At 60.9% G+C, this 23,752-nt stretch carries 23 protein-coding genes; 19 read left to right on the top strand and 4 right to left on the bottom strand.

Going from position 1 to position 23,752, the window contains the following annotated elements; all coding sequences use genetic code 11:
• Nucleotides 1-648 precede the first annotated feature (648 nt).
• The 8 genes from VG543_RS01755 to VG543_RS01720 all read left to right on the top strand — a co-directional run bounded on the left by VG543_RS01755 (nucleotide 649) and on the right by VG543_RS01720 (nucleotide 4,394).
• A complete protein-coding gene (locus VG543_RS01755) occupies nucleotides 649-876 on the top strand; it encodes a hypothetical protein (protein ID WP_139042364.1) in 228 nt (75 codons plus the stop codon).
• On the top strand, nucleotides 873-1,118 hold the full coding sequence (locus VG543_RS01750) for a hypothetical protein (RefSeq protein ID WP_343368504.1): 246 nt from the start codon (nucleotides 873-875) through the stop codon (nucleotides 1,116-1,118). The genes VG543_RS01755 and VG543_RS01750 overlap by 4 nt, the downstream gene beginning before the upstream one ends.
• Nucleotides 1,115-1,585 (top strand): hypothetical protein, encoded by a 471-nt coding sequence (locus VG543_RS01745; protein ID WP_423177580.1) that lies wholly within the window; start codon nucleotides 1,115-1,117, stop codon nucleotides 1,583-1,585. The genes VG543_RS01750 and VG543_RS01745 overlap by 4 nt, the downstream gene beginning before the upstream one ends.
• Before the next feature lie 196 nt (nucleotides 1,586-1,781).
• Entirely contained in the window at nucleotides 1,782-2,366 is a 585-nt protein-coding gene (locus VG543_RS01740) for a ParA family protein (RefSeq protein ID WP_423177579.1), read from the top strand.
• An 11-nt stretch (nucleotides 2,367-2,377) separates the two neighbouring features.
• Nucleotides 2,378-2,932 carry a hypothetical protein gene (locus tag VG543_RS01735; protein ID WP_131826320.1) on the top strand — a complete coding sequence of 185 codons (555 nt, stop codon included), beginning with the start codon at nucleotides 2,378-2,380 and terminating at the stop codon, nucleotides 2,930-2,932.
• 320 nt (nucleotides 2,933-3,252) lie between these two features.
• Nucleotides 3,253-3,477: a hypothetical protein gene (locus VG543_RS01730; protein ID WP_040234251.1), complete on the top strand. Its 225-nt coding sequence runs from the start codon at nucleotides 3,253-3,255 to the stop codon at nucleotides 3,475-3,477.
• Nucleotides 3,478-3,814: 337 nt separating this feature from the next.
• A complete protein-coding gene (locus VG543_RS01725; protein ID WP_040234203.1) occupies nucleotides 3,815-4,045 on the top strand; it encodes a hypothetical protein in 231 nt (76 codons plus the stop codon).
• Entirely contained in the window at nucleotides 4,038-4,394 is a 357-nt protein-coding gene (locus VG543_RS01720; RefSeq protein ID WP_242881221.1) for a hypothetical protein, read from the top strand. Before VG543_RS01725 ends, VG543_RS01720 begins: the two co-directional genes overlap by 8 nt.
• Before the next feature lie 33 nt (nucleotides 4,395-4,427).
• On the opposite strand, the gene VG543_RS01715 is transcribed toward VG543_RS01720, so the two are convergent.
• Both VG543_RS01715 and VG543_RS01710 read right to left on the bottom strand, forming a co-directional pair.
• Entirely contained in the window at nucleotides 4,428-5,981 is a 1,554-nt protein-coding gene (locus VG543_RS01715) for an ATP-dependent nuclease (protein ID WP_423177578.1), read from the bottom strand.
• Between the two features lie 88 nt (nucleotides 5,982-6,069).
• Complete coding sequence (locus tag VG543_RS01710; RefSeq protein ID WP_423177577.1) at nucleotides 6,070-7,107, bottom strand: hypothetical protein; 1,038 nt, start codon at nucleotides 7,105-7,107, stop codon at nucleotides 6,070-6,072.
• 992 nt (nucleotides 7,108-8,099) lie between these two features.
• Between VG543_RS01710 and VG543_RS01705 the strand changes: the two genes are divergently transcribed.
• From VG543_RS01705 to mobF, 11 genes are all read left to right on the top strand, one after another.
• Nucleotides 8,100-8,546: a hypothetical protein gene (locus VG543_RS01705; RefSeq protein ID WP_423177575.1), complete on the top strand. Its 447-nt coding sequence runs from the start codon at nucleotides 8,100-8,102 to the stop codon at nucleotides 8,544-8,546.
• Between the two features lie 33 nt (nucleotides 8,547-8,579).
• Nucleotides 8,580-9,194, top strand: a complete 615-nt coding sequence (locus VG543_RS01700) for a hypothetical protein (protein WP_423177574.1) — start codon at nucleotides 8,580-8,582, stop codon at nucleotides 9,192-9,194.
• Between the two features lie 66 nt (nucleotides 9,195-9,260).
• Nucleotides 9,261-10,448 carry a hypothetical protein gene (locus tag VG543_RS01695; protein WP_423177573.1) on the top strand — a complete coding sequence of 396 codons (1,188 nt, stop codon included), beginning with the start codon at nucleotides 9,261-9,263 and terminating at the stop codon, nucleotides 10,446-10,448.
• Nucleotides 10,449-10,512: 64 nt separating this feature from the next.
• Nucleotides 10,513-11,133 (top strand): hypothetical protein, encoded by a 621-nt coding sequence (locus tag VG543_RS01690; protein ID WP_423177571.1) that lies wholly within the window; start codon nucleotides 10,513-10,515, stop codon nucleotides 11,131-11,133.
• Nucleotides 11,130-14,060, top strand: coding sequence for a hypothetical protein (locus VG543_RS01685; protein ID WP_423177570.1), 2,931 nt, complete (start codon nucleotides 11,130-11,132; stop codon nucleotides 14,058-14,060). The genes VG543_RS01690 and VG543_RS01685 overlap by 4 nt, the downstream gene beginning before the upstream one ends.
• A complete protein-coding gene (locus VG543_RS01680; protein ID WP_180834360.1) occupies nucleotides 14,057-14,764 on the top strand; it encodes a hypothetical protein in 708 nt (235 codons plus the stop codon). Before VG543_RS01685 ends, VG543_RS01680 begins: the two co-directional genes overlap by 4 nt.
• A gap of 247 nt (nucleotides 14,765-15,011) precedes the next feature.
• Entirely contained in the window at nucleotides 15,012-15,134 is a 123-nt protein-coding gene (locus tag VG543_RS01675; RefSeq protein ID WP_258014395.1) for a hypothetical protein, read from the top strand.
• Between the two features lie 144 nt (nucleotides 15,135-15,278).
• Nucleotides 15,279-15,776, top strand: a complete 498-nt coding sequence (locus VG543_RS01670) for a hypothetical protein (protein ID WP_423177568.1) — start codon at nucleotides 15,279-15,281, stop codon at nucleotides 15,774-15,776.
• A gap of 12 nt (nucleotides 15,777-15,788) precedes the next feature.
• Nucleotides 15,789-16,349: an ankyrin repeat domain-containing protein gene (locus VG543_RS01665; RefSeq protein WP_423177567.1), complete on the top strand. Its 561-nt coding sequence runs from the start codon at nucleotides 15,789-15,791 to the stop codon at nucleotides 16,347-16,349.
• Complete coding sequence (locus VG543_RS01660) at nucleotides 16,327-18,237, top strand: type IV secretion system DNA-binding domain-containing protein (protein ID WP_423177566.1); 1,911 nt, start codon at nucleotides 16,327-16,329, stop codon at nucleotides 18,235-18,237. Before VG543_RS01665 ends, VG543_RS01660 begins: the two co-directional genes overlap by 23 nt.
• Before the next feature lie 62 nt (nucleotides 18,238-18,299).
• Nucleotides 18,300-21,227: a MobF family relaxase gene (gene mobF / locus VG543_RS01655; protein ID WP_197639530.1), complete on the top strand. Its 2,928-nt coding sequence runs from the start codon at nucleotides 18,300-18,302 to the stop codon at nucleotides 21,225-21,227.
• A gap of 162 nt (nucleotides 21,228-21,389) precedes the next feature.
• Here the strand turns inward: mobF and VG543_RS01650 are convergent, their stop codons facing one another.
• A complete protein-coding gene (locus VG543_RS01650; RefSeq protein ID WP_046429599.1) occupies nucleotides 21,390-21,872 on the bottom strand; it encodes a GIY-YIG nuclease family protein in 483 nt (160 codons plus the stop codon).
• 136 nt (nucleotides 21,873-22,008) lie between these two features.
• Entirely contained in the window at nucleotides 22,009-23,700 is a 1,692-nt protein-coding gene (locus tag VG543_RS01645; protein WP_197639519.1) for a YadA-like family protein, read from the bottom strand.
• Nucleotides 23,701-23,752: the final 52 nt, after the last annotated feature.

The raw sequence follows: 23,752 nt of genomic DNA, 5'->3' as shown, positions 1-23,752 counted from the left end.
TGGCTAAGCGCGCGCTTCAGGATCAGGCTGACCAAGCGGGCATGCAGCACCAGCACGACGTGTTTGTGAGAACCCCCTAAGCCGCAGGAATCAGCATCCACTCCACGCTCACGGAGGCCTACCACCACGAGGCCGTGTTTTTCCTGTGCGCTGATCCGGCGGTTGAGCAAGAGCTTACTGCATTTTTGAACGTTGTAGCGTCGTAACATATCGCCTGGAAGGCTACTGACTACGAGACTGGTTTGACGGAAGTCGGCGGGAGCGAGCCCCTGCCCGAGAACGTTCATCGTGCTGGCGCTGCGTAGCGAGCCGGCGACGCCGTGGGAACCTTCAATACGGCTGGCCAGATCCCGAACGTTCTCCACATCCGACGCCACGTAGAGCCGGATGGCGACACGGGGGTAGACCCATAACGCGGCGGCCCTAATTGCGGTGGCAACCCAGTGCGAGCAGCACTCGACCAGGCCAACGCCTGGGGCGTTAACAGGAAGGCGAGGCCAGTAGTGACGTGTCATGCACGTCGACATGCGACAGAACCGCGTTCTGGCAAGCCCTGAGAGTAGTTTCTGTTTTTAGTCAAAAATGCTTCAAATCAATGGGTTGACACGGGTTGAACTTGTGGTTGGATCAGTGTGTAGGAGCGGTTTAATGGGTAAACCGACCTATCCACAAAAAGAGAGTGACGACATGAAGATTCATCCCGTCGAGCCTGCCAGCACTGACCTGGCGCATTTCCAACTCCACACCGCCGCGCGGTTCCTGGACCGCACCAATGGCCTCAATCAGCTGGCCGACAAGCACCGCAGGATCCAGCGCTTGGCCACCCGCGCCCGCCATGAGCGGCGTTGGAAGAAGGAAGAGGAGCGCTTCGCATGAGCCTCTTGAACATGGCCCTGCTGTTTGTCGGTCTCCTGGGCACCGCGGTGTTCTACCGGGACCTGGTCGCCAACCCCATCTCCGCCGGGCGCGCCCTGGTGCGCTTCTATCAACTGCCGGCGGAGCATCGCCAAGGAAGGGTGCTGCAAGAGGTTTCGAAGACGTGGTGGAGCATCGTGCTGGTGCCGTTCTACGCGTTGGTGGCCTTGGTGCTCATCGGGGTTCTGGGAGGTGGGCAATGAGTGCCGGGACCGAAAGCCTCATCAGGGCCATCCAAACCATCGACCCGCTGGCGTTCTATGGGTGGCTGCACTCGCTCAAGGGGACGCCCGACCTCGACGCTGGCGTGGCGGGCGATCCTGGCATCACTGCGTTGGCCGTCGCCTCCGTCATGTATGCCAAGGCGATCCAGTCGGACCGGATCCTGGCGGCGCGCTATGCCGCGATGATCGAAGCGCTCATGGACGCCGGGGCCAACCCGCTGGTCCGGATTGGGGAGCGGTTCGTGGTGCGACGGGGGCACACCGGGAAGCTAGAACGTCGTCAGATCTCAGAAGGTCGGAGCGTCGCAGAGGTCTGTGGAGGCGTTCTGTGCCCGGCAATGCAGGCATGGTTCGCACGCCATACCGCGGATTTGATGAACACCCACCTTCACCGCTACCACCCAGCGTTCATCAAGACTCAGCAACCGGTCGCTGAAGAGGTTTGAAGCACGTGCCGGCGGCTACTCGCCGCCGAAAGGCGTCGTGGGAGAAGGGGCGGGGAGGGCCACGGCTCCCGCCGCGGCCTGGGTCGCTGAATCCCGGACGTCTGCACGGCGAAAACCCTCTGGATGCAGAGGCCCTTGCGGGATTAGGTTTGCAGCCTAGTGTGTTGCATGACCTACCCATAAAAGGATCTCTATCATGCGTCTCATCGTCTGTTGTTTCAAAGGGGGCGTTGGAAAAACGACGCTTTCGCTCAATCTTGCTGCGCTCTTCGCCTCCCAACACCGAGTTTTGGTGAACGACCGAGATCCGCACTGCTGTTCTGTTGCCTGGGCCGCGCTTTCCGACGAAACCCCATTCACCGTGGGCCGTGCGGCCTCCCCCGGGTTCGACTTGGAAATCCAAGACCTGCCGCCCAGCGCCCCAGTGAAAGATCAGCTTCCGGATGGCGACCTCTACATCGTTCCCACTCTGCTCGACGGCGGGAGTTACGTCGTCTACCTGCATACCATCGAGACCCTCCGGAAGCAGGGCAAGGCCTTCCTGCCGGTGGCCAACCGGGTCAACATCAAGCGGGCTGAACACCGCCGGCGGCTGGAAGACCCGGAGCTGGCCGGGGCCATCGTCATCCCCGAGCGCGCTGCGCTGGGAAGCTTCTATGAGCTGGGGGAGACCGTCTTTTCCATGCGCGGCGCGGGCGTGGCTAACGCCCGAGAAGATATATTGCGGGTAGGTCAGGCTATCCAAAAAAGATTGGCCAACCCGGGCCGGGGGAATGCATGATGGACATCCCAATGCTGCCCCTGCCGGACCTCATGGCTGCCAAGAAGACCCCCGCCAAGAACGCCGTTGCCAAAGCCCGCAAAGACCTGTCCACCGCCGCGAAAGTGGTCCACGCCAAGCCGGAACGCACGTATGCGCCGCTCATTGATCTGGACCAGTTTTCCGAACAGCAGCTGGCAGAGCTGATGGTGGCGGCAGGAGACGCGCCTGGGCGGAGAACCTATTTCGACTACTCCGAGGAGCGGCCCTACCTGCGGGACGGCCAGAGGGTTCATCTGGACGTGGGACGCGACTCCACCATGTTCGACTATCGCGACGAGAACGGGGCGCGCGTGGAGCGAACGATGGTCACCGTGCCGCCCAAGCTCCGGGAGCAGATTCAGGACGTCACCGGGGAAGAGCAGCCGATTCTGACCACCGCGCTCATCGCGCTGGCGTCCTGGGCCTGCCAGGAGCTCAAAAGAACCAAGCGCCGCCTAGTCGTGACCACGGCGACCGACGACCTGGATCCGGTGCGGAAACAGGTCCGGAAGGCGATTGTGGGGCGGGCGAGGAAACAACGCTAGCCCTCGGTTGGTAGTGAACGACAGGCGGCCATGGGCCGCCTTTTTTATGGCTGGCGGCGGGTGGAAAGAGCAACGGCAAAAGCGGCTAGAGCAAAAGCGTTGTGGAGGAAAGGCGGGTGGGGCCTCGGCTTCCGCCGGCCCAGTGCTGGGCTGGAAATGTGAGGTGTTTCAGGGTTTTTATGTTTTCTGCGGTTGCCCGTCAGTTCTATACTTTAGTCAAATAAATGTGTTGTTTTAGGGTTTACATTTTTATGCCCTGTCGTAACCTGGATTTGTAGGGAGGCAATACCGCTGACCTGAAAACCAAACAGGGATTCATCATGAAAACCCCTCGCCGCCAAACCCTCGAAAACCGCGCCGCCCGTTTGGGCCTGGAACTGTCCGAGGCTGGGCGCTACGTTAAGATGGAAGCCGCCAACAACTGCGAAGCCATGCCGCGCTGGGAACTCTCGGACGGGAAACACCAATCTAGTCTCCGCGGGTATGCCACCCTGGCCGAGGTTTCCGAAGCGTTGGATCACGAGGAAATCGCTGCAGAGCTATGAGCAGGTCCTACGCCATCCCTCGGGGGGCAGTGAAAGACAGGCGGCCATGGGCCGCCTTTTTTATGGCTGGCGGCGGGTGGAAAGAGCAACGGCAAAAGCGGCTAGAGCAACAGCGTTGTGGAGGAAGGGCGGGTGGGGCCTCGGCTTCCGCCGGCCCAGTGCTGGGCTGGAAATGTGAGGTGTTTCAGGGTTTTTGTGTCTTTTGCGGTTGCTCGTCAGTTCTGCACTTTAGTCAAATAAATGTGTTGCTTTAGGGTTTACATTTTTTGGGTCTGTCGTAACCTGGATTCATAGGAAGGCAATACCGCTGACCGAAAAAGCCAAAAAGGTAATCATCATGGAACTCATCATCAATAGCCGTAAACTCAACCGCACCATCACTTTCTCTCGCCCTGGCCGTTCCTACATCTACGCTGATTTGAATGGTCAACCAGGCACCCTCGGTGAGCAGATCTGCGATAGCAATGGCTACACCCATTCCTACGAGGGCGAAGATCAAGAAGGGTTTGAGAAGGTCTGCCGCCGCTGGTATCGCGCCCACGTCCGGGATGAGCTCATCAATGGCTAAGGGATACGCCATCGCCCCCAAGCAGCCGGTTCCCCGCCGGCTGCCCACGGTTCGCATTGCCCCGGCCAAGGCGGCCGCATTCCGGGCTCTCGCTCGCCAGCAGGGGCTCACGGCCAGCAGTGCATTGGCTGCCCTGGTGGCCACCCATGCCGACATCCGGCAGCCGTTCGGGCCCCGAGTCCGTGCCAAGCATGGGCCGGATGGGAAGCGTTACGGCGCGATTTTGCCGGACCCGAAGGTGTCTGAAGAGGTGGCCGGGGGATTGGTCCAGGACGCACGAGCTGCTGGGATCTCGCTGGGCGAGGCGATGCGGCAACTGGTGGACCGGTGCCTGGAGCAGAGCAGGTGAAGAATGCTGCAAGGCCATCGCAGCCGCTTTTGCTTACTCCGCAGAGGGGGTGGGTATTACTGCTGGCAAGGGCTTGGTATCTGATTCGATAACACTGGCTTGCCTAAGCTCCAGCCATTCCCGTAGTTCCGACACATAGAGTTGCCAATGCGGCGACCTTGAAGCGACATCAACTATGCGCGATAGGCCGGCAGCCCTGTTGATGTTAAGTGTGCTAATGATCAGCTCGATGAAGGAGTGCGTATCATCGACTGCTTCTATACCTTGTGCGAGTTCAATGATCTCAGTTCCTTCAATGTCATCTTGTGGTGGCAGGCTACGGATCATCCAATGCAGCTGCGTCTCCGGCGCCGCAGCTGCATCGTTCGCCGGGATAAGTTTTCTGATGCCTTCGAGGCAACGCTCACGGCGCTCCGACGCGCTGGTTTCGGTTCCAGTTAGGACCGCGTTGACACGTTCCCGTTGTTGGTCTTCGCTTGCATAAACATCACCGTCCAGCAAGAACAGCTGAGATTCGACGCTGTGTGCTCCGGACAGCATCAATCCAGCAGCGAGGGTGAAGCAGTTTGTCGCCGCGCCATAGGATGTTATGTTTGCATAGCGCTTCATTCCCAGCGAAAAAAGCTCGTGTTCCACGATTGTCAAGGTCATTTCGTCTTCGACAAAAACCTCAAGCGGCCGATCCCGTTCCCCGGTCAGTCGGTGGAGTGCCTCAGGCTTCGTATTTGAGAAGCAATACGTCTTGTTCTGATTTTTGACCGTGTGTAGGTGTTTGATGCTGGCAATCTTCGTGAGGTCAAGAATCGCCTCTCTGTGGGTTGTGAAGATTATCTGGAGCGATTTTTCTTTAGCTCGATCATGTAGGAGCTGCATCAAGCGAGTCAACGCGGCGGTGTGTAGTAGGAGGTCAACCTCATCAATCAGGATGAGTGAATACTTCGGCGCTTTGAAGACGACGGATAGGATTTCCAGAACTCTCTGCTCGCCCGCTCCCATGGCAAGCGCAGAATACCTGTTGCCATCGAGTGCAAGGCCATTGTATTTTCGTCCGGCATGAGTCTTGTGAACATTGAGCTCGGTATAGGCACGGTTGAACACTACACCCATTTTTGCTTTTATGAGCGTGGCGTCAGCGTGCACCTCTGTTTGATAGTTGATGGCTGAGTTATAGGTCTCTTCCTCAATGCGAGGAACGCAGGACTTTATTCCGATGAAGTAAACGTCGCGCTCCGGGCGCCTCGAATAGCGAGGGGACCACCTGTCCGCCTTCTTTCTGTATTCGGTGCTGATGTCTTTATGCTCAGTCAAGCCGTCTCTGAATGAATGATGCATGATCAGCGAGCTGCCGGCCCACGTTGAATCGGATGTGGGAGTGAAGAACTCCCGAAACTGCCAGCTCTTGCCGTCCGATCCTTCGGGTGGCCTATAACAGCAAGCGAGCGCGTGCAATACCGTTGACTTGCCGCAACCATTCGGCCCGAGGATTGCAGTGAGCGGCTTCTCGTCGAATCGAATCTCATCCAAAGCCAAGATTCCCTTGAGCTTCGTGATGTTCAAGCCATGAATCACTTGCTGACTGATTGCCATTTCGTAGTCCCTTGACGATTCCTTTGTCGGGGCACTCAATCGATGCCCACCGTGCCGCTTCTGAGTCAATGATAGCGAGAGAGCGGCTTTAGTTCTTTAGCTTCACCCAGTCCACGCCCAGCTGCCTCACCTTATCGCTCCACGCCCGGTATTCGTTCAGCGGCATCGGGGCCTCCAAGCCGCGTCTGACACGCTCCAGGTATTTGGTCTTCCGGGCCATCGCTTCTCGATACCGCAACTCCGCTTCTTCCAACCTGTCCGCCCGTTTCGCAGCCTGCAGCTGGGCTAGGCGACGAACGGAATCTGGGTTCGTGGACAGCACACGGGGGGCATGAGGCAGGGCCGGACCGCCGGTCATCGGGACGCGCTTGTGGTTGCTCACCGGGTCCATCACACGGTGTCGCCAGCACTCTTGCCAGTCGTCATCGTCCACCTGGTCACCGCCCGGCACCTCAAGCGGCACGACGATCCCATGGGCCTCAATGAGCGCCCACACGGCCCCCAGGAACCCGTTTGCCGGAAGCCGCAGAAGGGCCACTTGGCCCTCTGCCAGCACCTCGCCCCCGTCCCTCAGTCGTAACGCCAGCAGGGCCTCGCTCAGTGCCAGGGCATCGCCTGACCGGGTGCTCCAGCCAACCAAGGCCACGCGCTCCCCATCCACCTCACCCGACCAGGCGTGGACCCGGAAGCGGGGCTTGTCGAAACGGGCGGACAGGTGTGCTAGCAGCCGCTCACGCTTCGAGTGACGGCTCAACGGGGTGAAATGGTTCTCCGCGTAGAGCAACGCAGAGCGCCGACGCTCCAGCAGCAAGGCCACCCGGTCAGGGTCCGCCGACGCTTGCCAGTCCGACCAGCTCACGACATCGCGCAGGCCCTTGGCAGCAGCGCAGGGACGGCAGGCAGGCACCCAGTTTTCGACAACGGAAGCTGGCCCTCCCAGTTGCGCGGGGACCAGTGGCGTAGCCGTCCAAGACTTGGGAGAGGACAGGTCCAGTGGAGCGGAGCAGAAGGCGCAGGCGTTGCCGAACTCGGCCAAAACAGCCTTGCGTTGCCACCCGTTGGCCTTGCCTTCCAGCGGGGCATCGGCTCGGGCAATGGCATCCAAGAAGGGGGTCAGGTCAAGCACGGAACACCCCCCAGCCGCTCAACGCAGGCCCAGCACCCGGATCGCAGAACGGGGGCAGTGGGGCGTTGCAGGAGCCTGAGAAAGATTTGACTAAAACGCCTTGCCGAGCCTGTCGAACCACCCCAGCGACCGCCGATCCAAAACCCAGAGCCCGCTTGCCCGAAACATTCCCAGACCAGCACTGGCCCCCCAACCGCTGATCGAAGGCCGGGGCGCAGCGAACTTCAAGCTGGGCAGCGCGCTTGACTAAAACGGATGGGGTCAGTGTTTCCATGGCATGCGAACCGAGCACCGAACCCCCAGCACACGACCTCCAGAACCCCCAAGCAGAGTTGACTAAAACGGATGGAGACAGGGCTTTCCGAACACCCGGGCAGCGTGACTGAACCCAGCCACTCACGAGATCCCGCGCTGGCCTCCGCTTGACTAAAGCGAACTGGGGTAGGGCGCGGGAGTGGAGAAAACGGCGGTCCCCGATTTCTGAGGCAAGGGGTGCGGAGTCGGTGGGGAGGTGGGAAGCTGGGTGGGTGGGGAGGGAGGCTGCGGGGGGGGGTGAAAACTTTTTTGAGCGGCTGGGCGTGGCGGGGGTGAGGGGCATTGGGGTCTCCGGGTTCGTTGAGGATTGGGGCTTTCCTAAACTTCTACCGGGGAAAAGCGGAAGGGCAAGAGCGGTGGAGCGAAAACTGGGGAGGGACTGCGGGGGAAGACGTTGGCTGCCCATTCACCGTTCAAGTTTTTTCCGAGGGGTGAAGTGAGTAGACCATACACAAGTCGCACTAAAGTGTTTTTCCGGATTGGCTAGAAACGCTGCGCGTTTCCACCCGCCCAGGCCTTGCTACGCCTTGTTTTCAGTCTTGGCTAACAACTTGGCCAACAGTTCGGCTGAAAAATGGCCTGCATCCCAGCAAGACAGAAGAAAATCGGCTTAGCCCACTTGCGCTTCTTAAATCCTTTGCTATCCATGGGTATGGATTTTCATTGCAGGGGGTTAAGTGGTTCGTCAGTCGCTGTTAACCAAGTCTTTCAGCATCGCCAGCGATGAGCTGGAGAGTGCTCGCTACTGCGCGAAGGAGCAGGGGGTTTCGCTCAACAAGTATTTGCGCCTGGCCGTTCTCGAAAAGAATCGCGGCGTGGTGCAAGGCTTGGAGGCCAGCGACACGTTGAGCGCGATTCAAACCACGGTCCGTGAATCCGAAGCCAGGGCATTCCTGGCGCTCGAAAGCCTCATGGCGGACCTGCGAGCCGAGCAGGACGCGGCGCTCCAGGACAACCGGACGCTCATCCTCGAAGCGCTCCGAGGGTTTAGCCACTTCATCGCCGAACAACAGGCCGACCACGAAGCCCCCGCCGAGCCGCCAGCTGCCAAGCCGCATCGCGGGCCGTCCCCCACCCCTTCAGACAACAGCGCGGATTGGCGACGTCACGCCAACCGCTCTTAACCCTTTCCCCCCACTGCCTCAAAGGAGGTCTCTATGAAACGCTTTGCTCTTACTCTCACCATCGCCGCGTTGCTGGCCCCTAGCATCTCATTCGCTCAGGACGCCGCTCCGGCGGAACCGCAGAAGACCAACAAGCTGCGCCTGTTCAAGGCGGGCGGGATTGGCTGCGCTGCCGGTGCAGGCATCGCTCTGCTGACGGGCAAGAAAGAAAAGACCCTGACGGCGTGCGCCGCGGGCGCGGTCGTTGGCGGTATTGCTTCGTTTCGGGCACAGGTTCAGGAGGCGGAAGAGGTCGCCCAAGCCGCGAGGCAGGCGGGATTGGACGCGCAAGTGCAGACCAAAACAGTGCAGACCACTGACGGCCAGGCCGAGGCTTTGGACGCGTTGACGATTCGCTACAACCCCAAGGACATGCAGGGCAGCAATCCGAAGACGGCCGCGACCTTGGACAAACTGGCGGCTCTGCTCAAGTCCTCGAAAAGCCAGTTGACGATTCGCTTTGAGGGCGGGGATCTCGCGGTGTGCCCGATCCCCGCGGAGGAGTTGTATCGCCGTGGGGCACTGACTGCTCATCGCTCGATTGTGGCGTGCGGGGAGGACAACGAGCCCTTCCTCATTCGTGTGACTCCCATCCCTGACGTTCGCTAAGCCAACCGAGAGCTGGGGGGCGAAAGCCCCTTGGCTCAAATCTTTTTCAAACTCTTGGAGGATCCGATGAGCAACACCCCCCAAAGCCCGGAAGAGCTTCGCCGTCTGCAGGAGCTGGCTGAGCTTTTTGATGACGACACCGCCCCGTCGCCCGCCACCACCACTCCGCCCACAACTCCAAGCGGCGGTAGCGAGGTGTTGAACGCTGCCAAGCATTGGGGCCGCGCCCTCGGGCGCAGGACCAAGGAGCTGACGGAGAAGGCTGTCGAGAAGACCAAAGAAACCCAAGAAGCCTTGGCACGTCGAGCAGAAGAAGCCAAGGCACGCAAGGAAGCCGCCGCAGCCGAGCAGGCGCGGCAACAGCAAGAACAAGCCGAGCGGGAGGAAGCGGCGAAGCCAGCCGCCCCTGCGCAGCCGGTGGACGTGTGCGCCCCCGAGCCGGTTTTGGAATCCACAACGGTTGCACTGGAAGAACCCAGCCGGGCCTACGAGCCGCTGGTTCCGGTGGTCGTTGTCGAACCAGAAGCCGTAGAACCGAAAACGCTGGACGTGCTTGCGGAAGAGGAGGCAGTGAAGCCGGCGGACCTTTCCGTTGCTTCGGAGGCATTGGAGGACGAGGAGGCGTTGCCCCCGTCCACGCCCGCGCCTCATGTCGCGGACGCGGCAGCGGTTCAACCGGAGCCCTCGCCAGCGCATGCCGCCCCTGCTGGCTCGGCCTCAACAACGATCAGCCGCAAGAAGGGTTCGTCAATCGTCGTTGTGGCCGGCGTCGCCTGCCTGGTGCTGGGTGGGGGGATTGCTTGGTGGGTCACTCGCGACACCGGGAAAAACGAACCCGCTCCCACTGCGGCTCCTGCGTCTGCGGTGGCTGCGCCTGTTTCAACGCCGGCAGTGCCGGTCCCAGAGGTTAAGCCAGCACCCCCTGTTTCGGCTCCTGAACCCGAGCAAGCTCCGGTTGCAGTCGAAGCGCCACCCGCGTTGCCGGTTGAGAAGGGCGGCGTGCCTGCTCTCGCAGAAGCGCCCAAGGCGGCAGCACGGGCCGAGTCTCAACCGGTGAAGAAAGGCGACAAACGCGCTCCTGAGGAAGTGAAGAGGCCGAGGGCAGTGGTTGCCAAAGCGACGTCTTCGGCAGGCGTAGGAGCAACGCCTGCAGCTAAGAAACCAGAGGCTGAAAAGTCTCGGGAAGAAACGCAGTGGCAGGAAAAGGCAGAAAGCGACATGGACGCCTGGGCAAAGAAGGCTGGAATCAACTAACCCCCCTTGCGCAAACAAGATGGTCGGTTACAAGTAAATGGTAGTTACATTCAAGGGAGGTTTTATGTTGGGTTGGTTCTTCTTGCCGTATCGCGGCGCCGGGGTTTCATTCACCTCTCGCTTCATGCGGTGGCATGGCGAGACGTTCTTGGGGCGTCCTGATGATCTGGGTTTAAAAAATGTCCCGCAGGCCGTCAAAGACAGTTACTACGATCTGGCCGAGGATCGTCCGATTGAGTTGCAGCAGCACAATCTGAAAGCGTGGTCCCTTGGGCAGCAGCACGCAGAGGAAGCCCGGCAGGTCAGTAAGGCCGAAATCCCGAAGGCAACCTTTTTGGCCGTAGTGGCCGTCAGCGTTGGTTGCGCCCTGATTGCGGCGCCGTTCTCCAACTGGGGTGGATCGCCGGTGGGGATGGCAGTTCAGTTGGTTGCTGGCGTTCTCAGCCCCTTGAAGAGTGGACAAGAAGCCCGGCCCAAAAGGGCGGCGGCGTCCGCTGAACCAAAAGCGAGCACGGCACCTGCTCAAAGGGCTGCGTTACCTGCTGAGACGGAGGCCACTGCGGAGGAACTTGCCGCGCTTCGCGCTGAGTGCGAGGACAGATGGAAAAGGAACGACATTACCAGTGATGCGATTGCGCGGTGCCGCACGATTTGGAATGAGTTGAGCCAGGAGGAACTGAAATGAGATTGAATCTTTACAACCTGTTGGATCTTGCCAACCAAATCAAGCATCGGATCCTGCTGCGCGGAGCGCCTCAAGGGATCGTTGATGCCATGCGTCAAAAATCCTCGGCCAACTACAAGAACGTCCAAGGCCTAGTCAACGCGCACAACCGTGTCTCCAGCCGCCGGCTCGTGGTTCCGAAAGGCCGTGAGAATAACGCCACGGATTTGGGAGCAGAATACGACGCCGCAAGCGGCTGCTACGTGGTTCCGGAGTCGATGGACGAGAAGGACGAGAAGTTCTCTGTCTTCTGGCCTTCGGCTCCATTGGATCTGCAGAATCAGGAGGGCCGGGCGGAGCTGACCAAAGACGGGCGGCTGATCGAGAGCCGGGTGCTGCCCAGGGATAAGTTCCAAGGCGGAGATAGCACGGCGTTGTTCTTGATGTATGCGGCGCTTCCCACCCTTGGTGCGCTCATCGCAGCGCTCACCTCCATCCCTTACGTCGGTATCTTGGGGTGGTTGCTGCTTCCGGCCGTCGTGCCCTACGTGAGGGCCATTCAGCGAAGCGAGGGGACCGCGGATGCGCTGCGGGCGTTCTTCCTGTCCTTTGCATTGCCGTTGGTGCTCATCAAAGGCCTGGGGACGGCAGCTTGGACCAGCGGCATCGTGTTGAGCGGTGCCATGACGGCACTGACACTTTATCTCGTGGCCGGGTTCCTCTACTGCCTGATTGCTCCGGTGGAGCAAGATCAGGAAGCGTGGGGCGGAAGGCTGGCACGTCTGAAGGCTTTTGTCCTTTGGAGCAGTGTTGGCATGGTTGCGCTGCTGATCACGACGCTCTTCCCTCCGGTGATCGGCGGCTTCGCCTGGTTCGTGATGGCCGGTGCATACGGGTTTGTCTACTACTCGCGGGACTACAAAGAGCGCACGTTGGCGCTTCAGTCCCAAAGCTCCCGGTTCAACCTGGGCAAGCAAGGGTTGATGGAGCGGGCGACGGCCGAAGCCTTGGAAAACCAAGTTCGGAAAGCCTTGGCTGACAAAACCCCATTCATTGCCTGGGGCACGGCGACGGGCCACCTGAAGAAGAAAGGGGCGAAGTTCTGCTACGACGCCGGTTCCCCGGCAGGCATCAGCGTCGATGACCTGTTCATGCACGCCATGATTTTGGCCGAAAGCGGCATGGGGAAATCGTCCTACATTCGGTGGCTGATGGCCGAAATCATGAAGTCTGGCTACCCCTGCGCGTTCGCGGTGTTCTGCGGCAAGGGCGCGCTCGCTGGCGAGGTTCGCGGCATGTTGGATTACGTGGTGGAGACCGGCGTTCACTTGGGCATGATTGAAGGCCTGGATGCCCAAGGCGTAAAGGCTGCGCTGACCAACACTCGCATGGAAGACGACGAGACGGATATTTGGAAGGGGATGTCCGCGGACATCATCGACCACGCGACCGTCATCCTGGAAGCGCTCCACAACCACGAGAACAAGATGCGGGCGTTGGATGCCGCAGAGAAGCTGGGCCTGGAGCTTGAGATCGAAGGATTGCTTCAGAAGCAAGATGCTGAGGTGGCCAATGGCGGGGATGGTGCTGATATCGATCTGGTGATCGCCGACCTGGAAGCAAAAATGGCCATTCGCCAGCAAGAGCTTTCCAAGGAGCGCGAGTGGCAGTGGACGCTGGAGCGCCTGAACAAGGTTCTCATCGCCATCAACGACATTCGCAGCACGCAGACCAGCAGCTTGCCCGGTGAGAGCTTGTTGGCGGCGGCCAACTTCCTCGGCGTGCAACCCATGCATCTGGGAAGCGATGAGGACTTTGCGGCCCGCAAGAAGGACTGGGACCTTCGGCTGGAAACGGCTCAAAAGACCATTCACCCGGACCTTCTCGTCGGCGGCTCATTGCTTCAGATGTCGTTTGAGTTCGTGCTCAAGAAGTGGCCGACCTACCCGGCCGAAACGCGCGGCAGTTTCATGGCCAACGTGGACCGTCGGATCAATCCCCTGATGCGCGGCAAGTATTTGGTGGACGAGAACGGCGTGCCCTGGCACAGCATTGAGCGAGGCGAAGTGGACGTGGGCCAGATGCTCAAGGGCACCTCCATGGGCGTGAACCTGCCCGACACGCGCCACGGCACCGCCGGCGTGTTGGTTCAGAACCTCATCTGCCAGCGTCTGAACAACGGCATCAAGCTGCGGAACGAAGTCAGTGAAGAAGAATGGCGCGGGCGCGGCGAGCTGCCGGTGATCTTGATCAAAGACGAGTGCCAGAACCTCATTGGGCGCGAGGACCAGATCATCCTGCCGATCTGCCGCTCAACGAAGATGGGCTGTATCTACGCCACCCAGAACGTGGACGGCATTCGGGTGAAGCTGCCCGGGGATGCGGCTGATCAGTTCTTGGGCAGCTTCCAGAACCTCGTTCTTCAGCGCACCACCCCGAAGAGCTACGAGTATGCGGCCAGCCGCTACGGAGTCGAAGAAATGACTTCCTTCAAGCAGAAGGCCGTTGGCTTGGACTACTCCGGTGGGATTGAGATGGCGTTGGACAACTCGTTGTTCGACCCGAATCACCCCATGGCGGCCGGCATGAAGCAACTGCGCAGGGCGGGTGCTGGGCGCTTGGTGGCGACCCACATCGACCCCGTGACCAAGATGCGCTGGACCGGCCAGAAACTCACTGGGGTTAATGCCGTGAAGGACATTGAGGTGCCGGCGTCCGGTCACCGCGAGGCCCAACCGTTGTTCTCGCAAGCCGAGTTCACCGGCCTGCTGAACCAGCAGGGGCGAGCCATTCTTTGGTTCAACCGGGCTGGCGTTCGTCGCGCCGACGTGTGCAACACCCCCTTCCTTCCACTTAGCCAAGTCGAGGAGGTGGTTGCGGCCATCAAGAAGGAGCGCGAGGCGCGCTCCAAAGACCTCCAATCCCCACAGCAGGAGACCAAGCAATGAACAATCACAATCATCACGAGAAAGATCAACAGTTCCGCGCTCAGATGGCATCGAGCAAGGAGCCTGTCGCAGAAAAATGGACGGAGTTGGACCGGAAGGCCCAAGAGCAAAAATCCGAAGTGGAGCGCATGCAGCGCTCCATGGAGCGACGTTTGGACCCGGAGCGGCTGGTGGCGCTGGAGGAGCGAGCAGCGGACTTGGCCAATCAGCGCCATGAAATGGAGGTGAGAGGGCGACCCAATCTCTTCCTGGTCAAGCAGCGGGCAGCGTATGACAAGCAAATGGCGGAGCTGGAGGCTGGTCTCAAAGAGACCCGCAAAGACATTCGAACGTGGCTTCGAAAGTCGGATCCGGCGGAGATTGCGAAGCATCAAGAGCGGATGGCGAGCAAGCAAGAGGAGCTAGTGAAGACCATCGAGCAGCGCCAGGGAGTGAGCCAGATGCCCTCTGAGCGCGCCAAGGAAGAGCAGCAACGCGCGGGACAGGTGGAGATTCCCATGATGCGCCTGGACGAGTGGCGCAAGCAGCGCCAGCGTAGCGATGACGTGCGGGTGGACTTTCCGAAATACGGCGCGGGCAAGTGGGGTGGGGCCACCTTTGCCGCAACGGCCTTGGCCGAGCAGAAGAAGATGCGCCTCTATGAGGAAGAGTTCGATTGGCAGAAGCAAGGTCGCGAGCGCCAACCCAATGTGTTCCGCCAGTAAACACACCACTCAGGGCCCTTCGGGGCCCTTTTTATTGGGCACGTTCCCTTGTTTGTGAGTGGATCGATCTACCCATAAAAGCAAACGTCGAAAGCGGCTCAAAGCAAGAGACGGGGTGGGGGTTGGGAAAGAGAAAAAAGGTTTTGACTAAACATCAAAAGTGTCGATCAATCGAGATTTTTAGGGTTGCCAGTTTTATGAGATGTGGTTGACTGTAATCAGTCAAACACAACCGGGGGAGGCTCTTATGTATATTTTTGCCGATGCTTACGAGTTCGCCGTGGACAACGTGGGGAACCTGCTGATCACCTTGCTTTCGTTTTCGGTGGTGAGCTACGTGGCCGCCAACGTGGCAGGGTTGCTGTCATGATGGCGTGGCTGAAGGAGGATTTGGAGCAGATGGATCTGCACACCGTCTCGCTTTTCCTTCAAACCGGAGTTCTGGTTGGCGTGGCTTTCATCATCAAGATCGCTTGCTGATTGCCAAAAACGAAAAACACGGTATGCAATGGGGATGGAACCCCAACGTGACAACGCAGCAGGCAACCCAGGTGGGGGCGATTTCTTGAATCGTCCCCACGAGCCGTTGCTTCATCCCGTTCCCCACCCCCTGACGCTGGCCCAGTTCTACGGGAAGCATCACGAGGCCGCAGCTGGCGCCGATGCGCGCGAAGTGTTGGACTTGGCCACGCGGTTTTGCCGAGAGGCCCAGGTTTTCGGCTTGGACACCCAGACCGACGCGGGTTTTGACTGGGTGCTGACCCCCAGCCGTTTCTCCAACCGCATTTCCCTGGAGCTGGGGCAGGGCGGCCACGCCGCATTGCTTCAGGTCGATCCGGACCTGTCCGCTCACCCGCTCGACGCAGCCATCCATGCCGGCGTGCTGGGCCACAAACCCCTGGCCTCCGCCTACGCCTTGCTCCCGGCCGAGCAGCGGGAGGGGCTGTTGAGAGAGCTGAGGGAATCCATCGACCAGGTCCAGTCGAACCGTTCCGCAGCGAAGCAGCTCTAGGCCCTCCGAGCCTTGCCTGAACTGCCGGTGCCGTCTCAGCCGTCTCTGGACATCGCCCAACTGCTCCGGCGGTTTGAGGTCCCCGATGCCCACGCCCGGTTGGCGGCGGACCACATCAAGGCGACCTATGGAGAAGCGCTAACCACGATGCATGGTAGCCAGGTGCTGGCAGCAGCCCATGCGCATGCGCTGCACCTGGGGCTGTACGGAGCCCCTTGGCAGACGTGGCTTTGCGAGAACGCAACGACCGGGAACCTCGATGGAGTGGAGGCCTGTTTGCGCATGCACGCCGAGCCCAATGTGCCCGACGCCAACGGCGAGACGCCGCTGCACCTCGCCGCGCGCCACGGCCACCCCGGCATCGTTCGTCGGTTGATTGAGGCTGGCGCGGACTTCGCCTTGGGGAACCCCCGCGGGGAAACTCCCCTACATGTGGCGGCCCAGCACAAACGCGCGCAATGCTGCCTGGAGCTCACGGCTGCAGGCGCGGACCCTGGGCAGTTGGATCGTGAGGGGCGCAAGCCGGGCGACGCTCACCGGGAGAAGGCACGTGAGCAAGTCCACGGTTTATGACTGCTGGAGCTGGACGGTCCCGTCGAACATCGAGCCGAGCCGCGAAGTCCGCTATTGGCCCCAGGCCCTGCTGTCAGGCGCTTGCGTTGCGGCGCTGACCTATCCCACGGCGCTCTGGCTGGGCTGGCAAATCCCATCCTCGCACTCGCTGATGAACTTCGGTCAGGCACTGACTGGCAGCCTGGCAGCGCTGGGCAACCTTGCCACCGGCACGATCTCATTCCGAGAGCCGGCCGCCGCGTTCTGGGGGGTGGCCAAGGAGCAGGCCACGTTTGGCACGTTGGCACGGGTCGGCGTCGCCGCTTGCTTGGCCGGGTGGGCGTCGGCTTGGGTGACGCGTCGGGGGCTCATCCCGCGTTCGAACATGTGGCACGTATCTGGGTCAGAACTGCTGCAGGGGAAAGATGCCTTGACTGAGGCCCGTCGCCGTTCGCTCACGAAGAAAGAGCAGGAAGACGAGCTGCATGCCTTGTCGCTGCATCCCGACTGGACCGTCAGCAAAAAGCTGCTGGCCCGGCACATGTTCATCTATGGAAGCGTGGGCTCGGGTAAGTCGGTCATCCTGAAGCACCTGCTCCAGCAAGTGGTGATCGAAAAAAAGAAGGCGTTCGTTTATGACATCAAAGGTGACTTCACGGCCATTTTTAAGCACCCGGCCATCGTCTGCCCCTTCGATAAACGAAGCTGGGTCTGGGACGTGGGCCGTGACGTGGCAACGCAAACCCAAGCCGCCGCGTTCTCCCAATCCATCATCCCCCCGGAGGAGGGCAGCGGCGCTTTCTGGGCGTCTGCGGCGCAAGCCTTGCTAGAAGGATGCGTGCGCGAACTTCAGGCCACGAAGGGCAAGAACTGGGGGTGGGCAGAGTTGGCCGCATTGGTTGCCCGCCCAGCCGGACCCATGTCCCAAGCGCTTTCAATCCACTATCCCCGCGCCGCCGCGCTCATCTCCAATCCCGACAGCAACACCACATCGAGCTGCATGGCCGTGCTCGCCAACGGAACAGCGGTCATCGAGCGCCTGGCCTTGGCGTGGCCGGAGCGCAAGCCGGACCGAATGTTCTCGATGCTCGACTGGATCAAAGATTCCTACGAGGGTCGGAAGCAGGTCATCGTTCAATCGGGCCCGGACGAGGTGCTGGCGCGCAGTTACATCTCTGCCATGATCAACGTCGCGGTGCCGGAGATCATCTCGCCCAGCTTGCCGGATGATGAGGTCGGGCGATTCCTAGGGTTCTTCTTCGATGAGCTCACCTCCGCTGGCAAGCTCAACATCGAGCCGCTGCTGGCCTTAGGACGCTCAAAAGGCGTGGTGGCCTGCATGGCCGTGCAGGATTGGTCACAGGTCGAGAGGGTCTACGGGGACAAGACGGCCCAGGCGTTTTCTGGGTTGGTCGGCACACACATCGTGTGTCAGCTTCAGGTCGGCGAGACCCGAGAGAAGATCTCCCGGAACCTGGGCAAGCGCACCGTGGCTTGGCGCACGCATGACGACAAGGCGACCGTCCACGAGGAGTCGAAATCCGTTGTTCCGCCAGGGCGCCTCACCGACGATCTGGGCTTCCGCAAAGGAAAGGCTTACGGCAAAGAACGTTGGGGTATCCGGGCCATCGTGCAGACCACGGGCGATTTGTTGTTGCTGGACTGGCCGGGTGTGAGCTATCCCAAGGTTCGAGAGGGGCAGAAGCGGGCGAGGTGGACGAAGCAGGGGGGGCGCCCGGTGGAGCAAAAGCCCATGCCACCGAGCGACGCGCAGAGCGCTGCAGAGGTCCAGCGGGTGCTGAAGATGACCGCCGATCAGGCCGCCGCGGAGCTGCAAAAACGTGGTGCCACGCCGCCGAAGCTCCGCGCCGTTTCAGACGACGAGCTGGAAGCAATCTTCCGCAAGTAGTGGGGTTGTGGAGTCGCTGGGTTTTGGTAGATCTGAAGGGATACCCATTCCTGGAGGACTCCATGTTCAACGTCACGGCATTGACCGCTCAAGGCACGGACAGCAAGTCCGGCGCGGCCGTGGTCGAGTATCTGATGCTCACCGAGTATTACCTCGACAAAGACGGGAACGCGCAGGACACCATGGCCTGGGGCGGCAAGATGGCCGCGCACCTCAATCTCTTGTCCACGGCGGTAACACGGGAGAGCATGAGCAAGCTGGCCGAAGGATTCGCCCCCCAGACAGGGAGGGCGCTTTGCCAGAACGCAGGCCAGAAAGGCAAGGTGCGGCCAAAGGTGGACAAGAACGGGGATCCCGTCCTGGACGCCCAAGGCAAGCCCGAGGTCGTGGTGGTCGGCGGCCACCGGGTCGGCTACGACGTCACGGTGTCGGCGCCCAAGGACGTTGGGATTCTCTTTGCAATGGAGTCGCCAGAACGGCGCGATGCCGTGCTCAAGGCGCACCAAGCCGCCTCTGCAGAAGCGATGAACCGGCTGGAACAGATGGTTGAGACTCGACGGGGAAAGGGCGGCAAGGACGTGATCGGCGTGAAGGGCCTGGTGTGGTCAAGCCACCAGCACTTCGCCGGGCGTGACCTCGACATGGATCTGCACACCCACCATCTCGTTTATGGGGTGGCGCTGGGAGCCGATGGCAAGGAATCGACCTTCGATGCCGTCGAAATCTATCGCCATGCCCGGGCCATGGATGAAATCTACAAGCTGGAGCTCTACAAGAACCTTCAAGGGTTGGGCTATCAGGTCGAGCACGTCCGAGAACTGGACGACGACGGCAAGGAGACCAACCGATCCTACGCACGCCTTGCAGGCATCGACCAGGACGTCATCGACCACTTCAGCAAGCGCCGGAAGGCCCTGCTCGAATACGCGGAGCAGCATGGGGTCAGCACCCAACAGGCGAACAAGGCCACGCGGAAGCACAAGAACGAGCCCACTTACACGGAGTTGGTCGAGCACTGGCAGGAGGCTTTGAAGGACTTCGAGCTGACGCCGGAGACGTTGAAAGCAGCGCGGGGGAACCTGGACAAGGTGGAACACAAGAGCGACGCCGAGCTGCTGGAACTGCTCCACGAGAACGAAGCCGTGTTCAACGACATTGATTTGGTGCGGGTGCTGGGAATGGAATACGCCGGCAAGTTGGACGCGGCCGGACTCCATGCCCGCATTGAGCAGTTCAAGCAAGACAATGGGCTGGTGCTGGTCAACGCCGAGCGCTTGGCAGACGAAGACCGGGGGCAGACACTGGCCCGCAAGCACACGGAAGACCGGTTCTGCGCGCCATGGATGTTGCAAGCGGAGCAAGCGGTGGTGGACATCGCCAACCGCCGGGCCAACGAGACCCAGCACCATGCTTCGCAGGCCGCGGTGGATCGCGTCATTGAGGACTACCAGAAAGCCAAGGGCTTCCAGCTCTCGCAAGAGCAGTTGGTGGCCGTGAACCACATCTGTCGCGGCAGTGGCGGGGTGGCAAACTTGAGCGGCTTAGCAGGCACCGGCAAGACCACGATTTCCGAGCTCTACAAGGAAGCGCTGGAATCTGAGGGGATGGTGCTGCTGGGGGTGTGCGTGTCGAACAAAGCCGCCCAGAAGTTGGAAGTGGAATCAGGGATGCCCTCAACCTCCATGGCACAGATGCTTCACGACTTGGCCGAAGGCAAGCGCGAACTCCAGCCCAACGACGTGCTGGTCATTGACGAAGCCGGCATGGTGGACACGCGGGACACCCGAGCCTTGTTGGCCTACGCAGAGAAGGCGAAATCCAAGGTCATCCTTCAAGGCGACGCCGAGCAACTGCAGCCCATCGGGGCCGGGTCCGGTTTTCAGCTCACCAAGCAAGCGGTGGGCGATGTGAAGTTGACCGAGATTCGCCGACAGGCGCGGCAGGAGGACCGCGAGACGGCGATGGGGTTCTACGCCAAAAACGAGAACGGTGAAGTGGTCGATCTGAAAAAGGGCACCCGCAGCCGGCGCGAAACCTTGGAGCTGGGCGATGAGCAGAAGGAGCGCCTGATGGACTCCATCGTGGAAGCCCACTCGCAGGAGAAATGCATCGAGCGCCTGGTGAACGACTACTTCAAGAATCCAGCGGCGCTGGACGACAAGCTGGTGCTGGCCCACAGCCGGGCCGAGGTCGGCGCTCTCAACGCAGGGATTCGAAAAGGCCTCAAAGAACGCGGCGAGATCGGCACGGATGAGGTGGTGGTGGAGGGGCGCGTCAATGGACGAAAGTTCGACCTGGCCTTGGTAGAGGGAGATCGGGTGATGTTCACAGCCAAACGCAAGGACTTGGGTGTGGTCAATGGCACCCAGGCCACCATCCAATCCATCAAAGCGTCGCGCTCGGGCGGCTACGATATCGTCGGCACCTTGCGTTCGGAGAACCCAAAGGAGAATGGGCGCAAGGTGGTGTGGAACACGCACGAGCACAAGGCGGTGGTCCACGACTACGCGGTGACCGTCCACAAGAGCCAAGGGCAGGGCAAGCGCGAAGTGTTCCACCTTATGAACCTTGGGATGATGGACAACGCCAGTTCGCTGGTGGCCTTTACCCGTTTGACTAAAGGGAGCTACAAGCTGTATGGCACCTACGATGACGTGGAGCAACTCAACACCCGCTTGGGGTTGGAGCGATTGAAGGCGACCGTTCTGGACGCGGGGCTAAAAGACGATCCGCAACGGCCGGTTGTCCAGCGCCTTGGGGCAGCTGCACGCCCCACCACTCAACGCCCAGCCGCTCAGCGAACGCGCATCCAAGGCAAGCTCGACGCGCTGCTGAAGGAGCACGCGGAACGCCCAAAACCGCAGAGGAGCGAGGGCGAGCGCAAGGCCCGTTGGCTGCTGGAAGTGCTGGAGCCGTTGCGGCGGGCGCGCAAGGCGTCTCCCAAGCTGCCGGCGCAGTCCCCGAAACACACGCAGGGCTTCTCGTTGTGAGCAGCAGGCTGGGCGGCCATGCCGCCCATGTGCTTTTCTCTCCAAACCGCTTTTGCTTGGAGGCGCGGCCACTGGCCGCGTTCTTTTTGACACCAAAGCAACGTCAAAAGCGCGTGGAGGGTAGGGCAGGGGCGGCCCGCGGCTTCCGCCGGGGCCCTTGCTTTACAGGGTGGCCATGACCACGGCCTGCAGCACTATCACCGCCACGCCGAAAAGGAAGGGGTAGAGGAACAGCCATTTGAAGAACCCCCAAGCCAGGGACGACGGAGCCCCCGCCGAGCGGCGCGGAACCGCCTCGGGCCACGCATACCCCGCCGCCAAGGACTTCATGTAACCCGTGGTGCGCCTGCGGGGATCGCGGATAAGAATGCCCGGTGGCTTGCTGTAGATCCGCCAGCCATTCTGGAAAGCCTTGTAGCGCCACGCGTATTCGTGAGCCTCGGCATCGGCCTGGGTGCCCGTCATGCTCGACAGCGGGACGAACGAGAATCGGCGTCCCTGCCAGCCCCCACGAGCACTGCGGTGCTGCTGCTCGCGTTGCTTTAAATCGACGGTCTGCCCCACGTAGCAGCACCCGTTGTCAAAGAACAACCCGTAGAGATGGCGTGGGCGGGGCAGGTATTTCTGATTGCGTTTCCAGTTCAAGGGTCCTCCATCGATGGGTATACCTACATACCCATAAAAGAAAGAACCGATTCGTCAAGTCATGGCACGATCAAGGGCCCCGAAGGGCCCTTGCCGAGATACGATCACCTCCGTTTTCCACCACGCAATCGTTCGGTTAGCGCCCCAGGTTGATGCTCAGCCCGAAGCCGGCCACCGGCTTGTTGCCAGAGCCGAAGGACAGGCCCGCCGAGACGCTGACCTTCTCGCTGACTCGTGCTCCCCAGCCCACGGCCATTGCAGCACTGCCACCCGAGAAGCCAACGCCGACATTAAGGTTCACCTGGCCGACGGCAGCCCCGCCGTTCTGCGCAGCAGCCGTCGCCATCTGGGTCATCGCGCCCATCTGCGCCCCCAGGCCATTGATTCGGCGATCTTGGTGACGGAAGCGGCGGTCGGTTTCCGTCCAGCGGTCATCCCACACCTGCTGCATTTCGTAGACCTGCCCACCGTTCACGGCATCCGTGGAGTCGCGCTCGATGCGCCCCGGAGCAACGTTGGTCACGCGTTGATTGCCGGCATTGACTCCCGCAGTCGTAACCGAGGGACCACCTTGAATGGAGACGCCTTGGGCATTGACCGCGGTCGAGCCGACGCTCAGCGACCCAGCGTCCGACAGTTGCACGTTGTCGCTGACTGCAACGGTTTGGCTTCCGTCCGCGTTCGTGGTGACTTCGACGTTCTTGCCCGCCTTTGCAATCGAGCCCGAGCCGGTCCCGGTGGCTCCGTCCACCCCATCCGTGCCGGCAGGTCCTTGGACCCCTGGCTCCCCTTTCAGGCTTGCCAGCCATTCTTGTTCATTGCCTTGGAAGCCGTTGGCCAACGCCACCTCGTAGGCGCTTAACCCATCTGCGCCGCGCGGGCCGGGCGTGCCGGAACCGCTGCCTGGGTTTTGTTCAAGGAAAGTCACCCGTCCATCCAGGTCGTCCAAAGCGGCTCCCACAGTTTGATGCGTGGCACCGCTGCGGAACTGATAAATGGGCGCGACAAAGTTGCCGTTAACGAACGTGGCACCACCGCCCAGCGCTTGGGCCGCCTGACGGACCTGTCCGAGGTTTGCGACGTCGGTGTCTGAGGTGCCGGCCCGAACGTTCGTGATTCGGCGGGTGCTCTGGCCTCCGTCCTCAAAAGTGGATCCCACGCTGACTTCGTCGCTGGCCCAGCAACGGCTATGAGAACCCAAAGCGACGCAATCCTGCGCTCGGGCCTCAGCCCCAACGCCTAGTGCAAGTGACTGAAATGCATCGGCAACGGCAGAACTGCCTATGGCGACTGCATGGTCAGCGTTTGCCTCTGCCAAGGTGCCTTGAGCAATCGATGCATTGCCCCGCGAACGGCTGAAGTAGCCAAAGGACATGGAAAGATCCCCACTGGCTTGTGACTGGACACCAACCGCCAAGGAATGGGCTCCGGTAGCCGCGGATTGCGCGCCCAAGGCCATGGCAGCTTCGCCCCCCGCGTAGCTCAGCGTGCCTACCGCGACGGCGCTCACCGCCGCGGCATTTGCGGCTTGGCCCGTCGCAATGGAGTTCGCGCCGGACGCTTGGGCATTCGTGCCTGATGCCACCGCGTTGTCTGCGGAGGCGGTGGCTTGAACACCCGTGGCGACGGCCCCGTTCCCGGAGGCATTGGCATAGGCGCCCGTTGCAGTGGCATTGGGGGCCGAGGCTTGGGCGTATTCCCCGGTCGCCGTCGAGTTGGGCTCCGAAGCCGTGGCCCCGGTTCCCGTGGCGGTTTGAGCAAACGATGGGGAGGCAAATAACGAAGCCCCCATCAAAGCCGTTAAAATCGAAATACGAAGCGGCGACATGAAAACCCTCCCGAGTATGGATTGATACTTCATCCATAGCAGGCGATTGCAT

Source organism: Stenotrophomonas sp. CASM101 (genome assembly GCF_049384845.1).
Taxonomy (GTDB): Bacteria; Pseudomonadota; Gammaproteobacteria; order Xanthomonadales; family Xanthomonadaceae; genus Stenotrophomonas; species Stenotrophomonas hibiscicola.
This window is presented reverse-complemented; position numbering and strand designations above follow the sequence as displayed.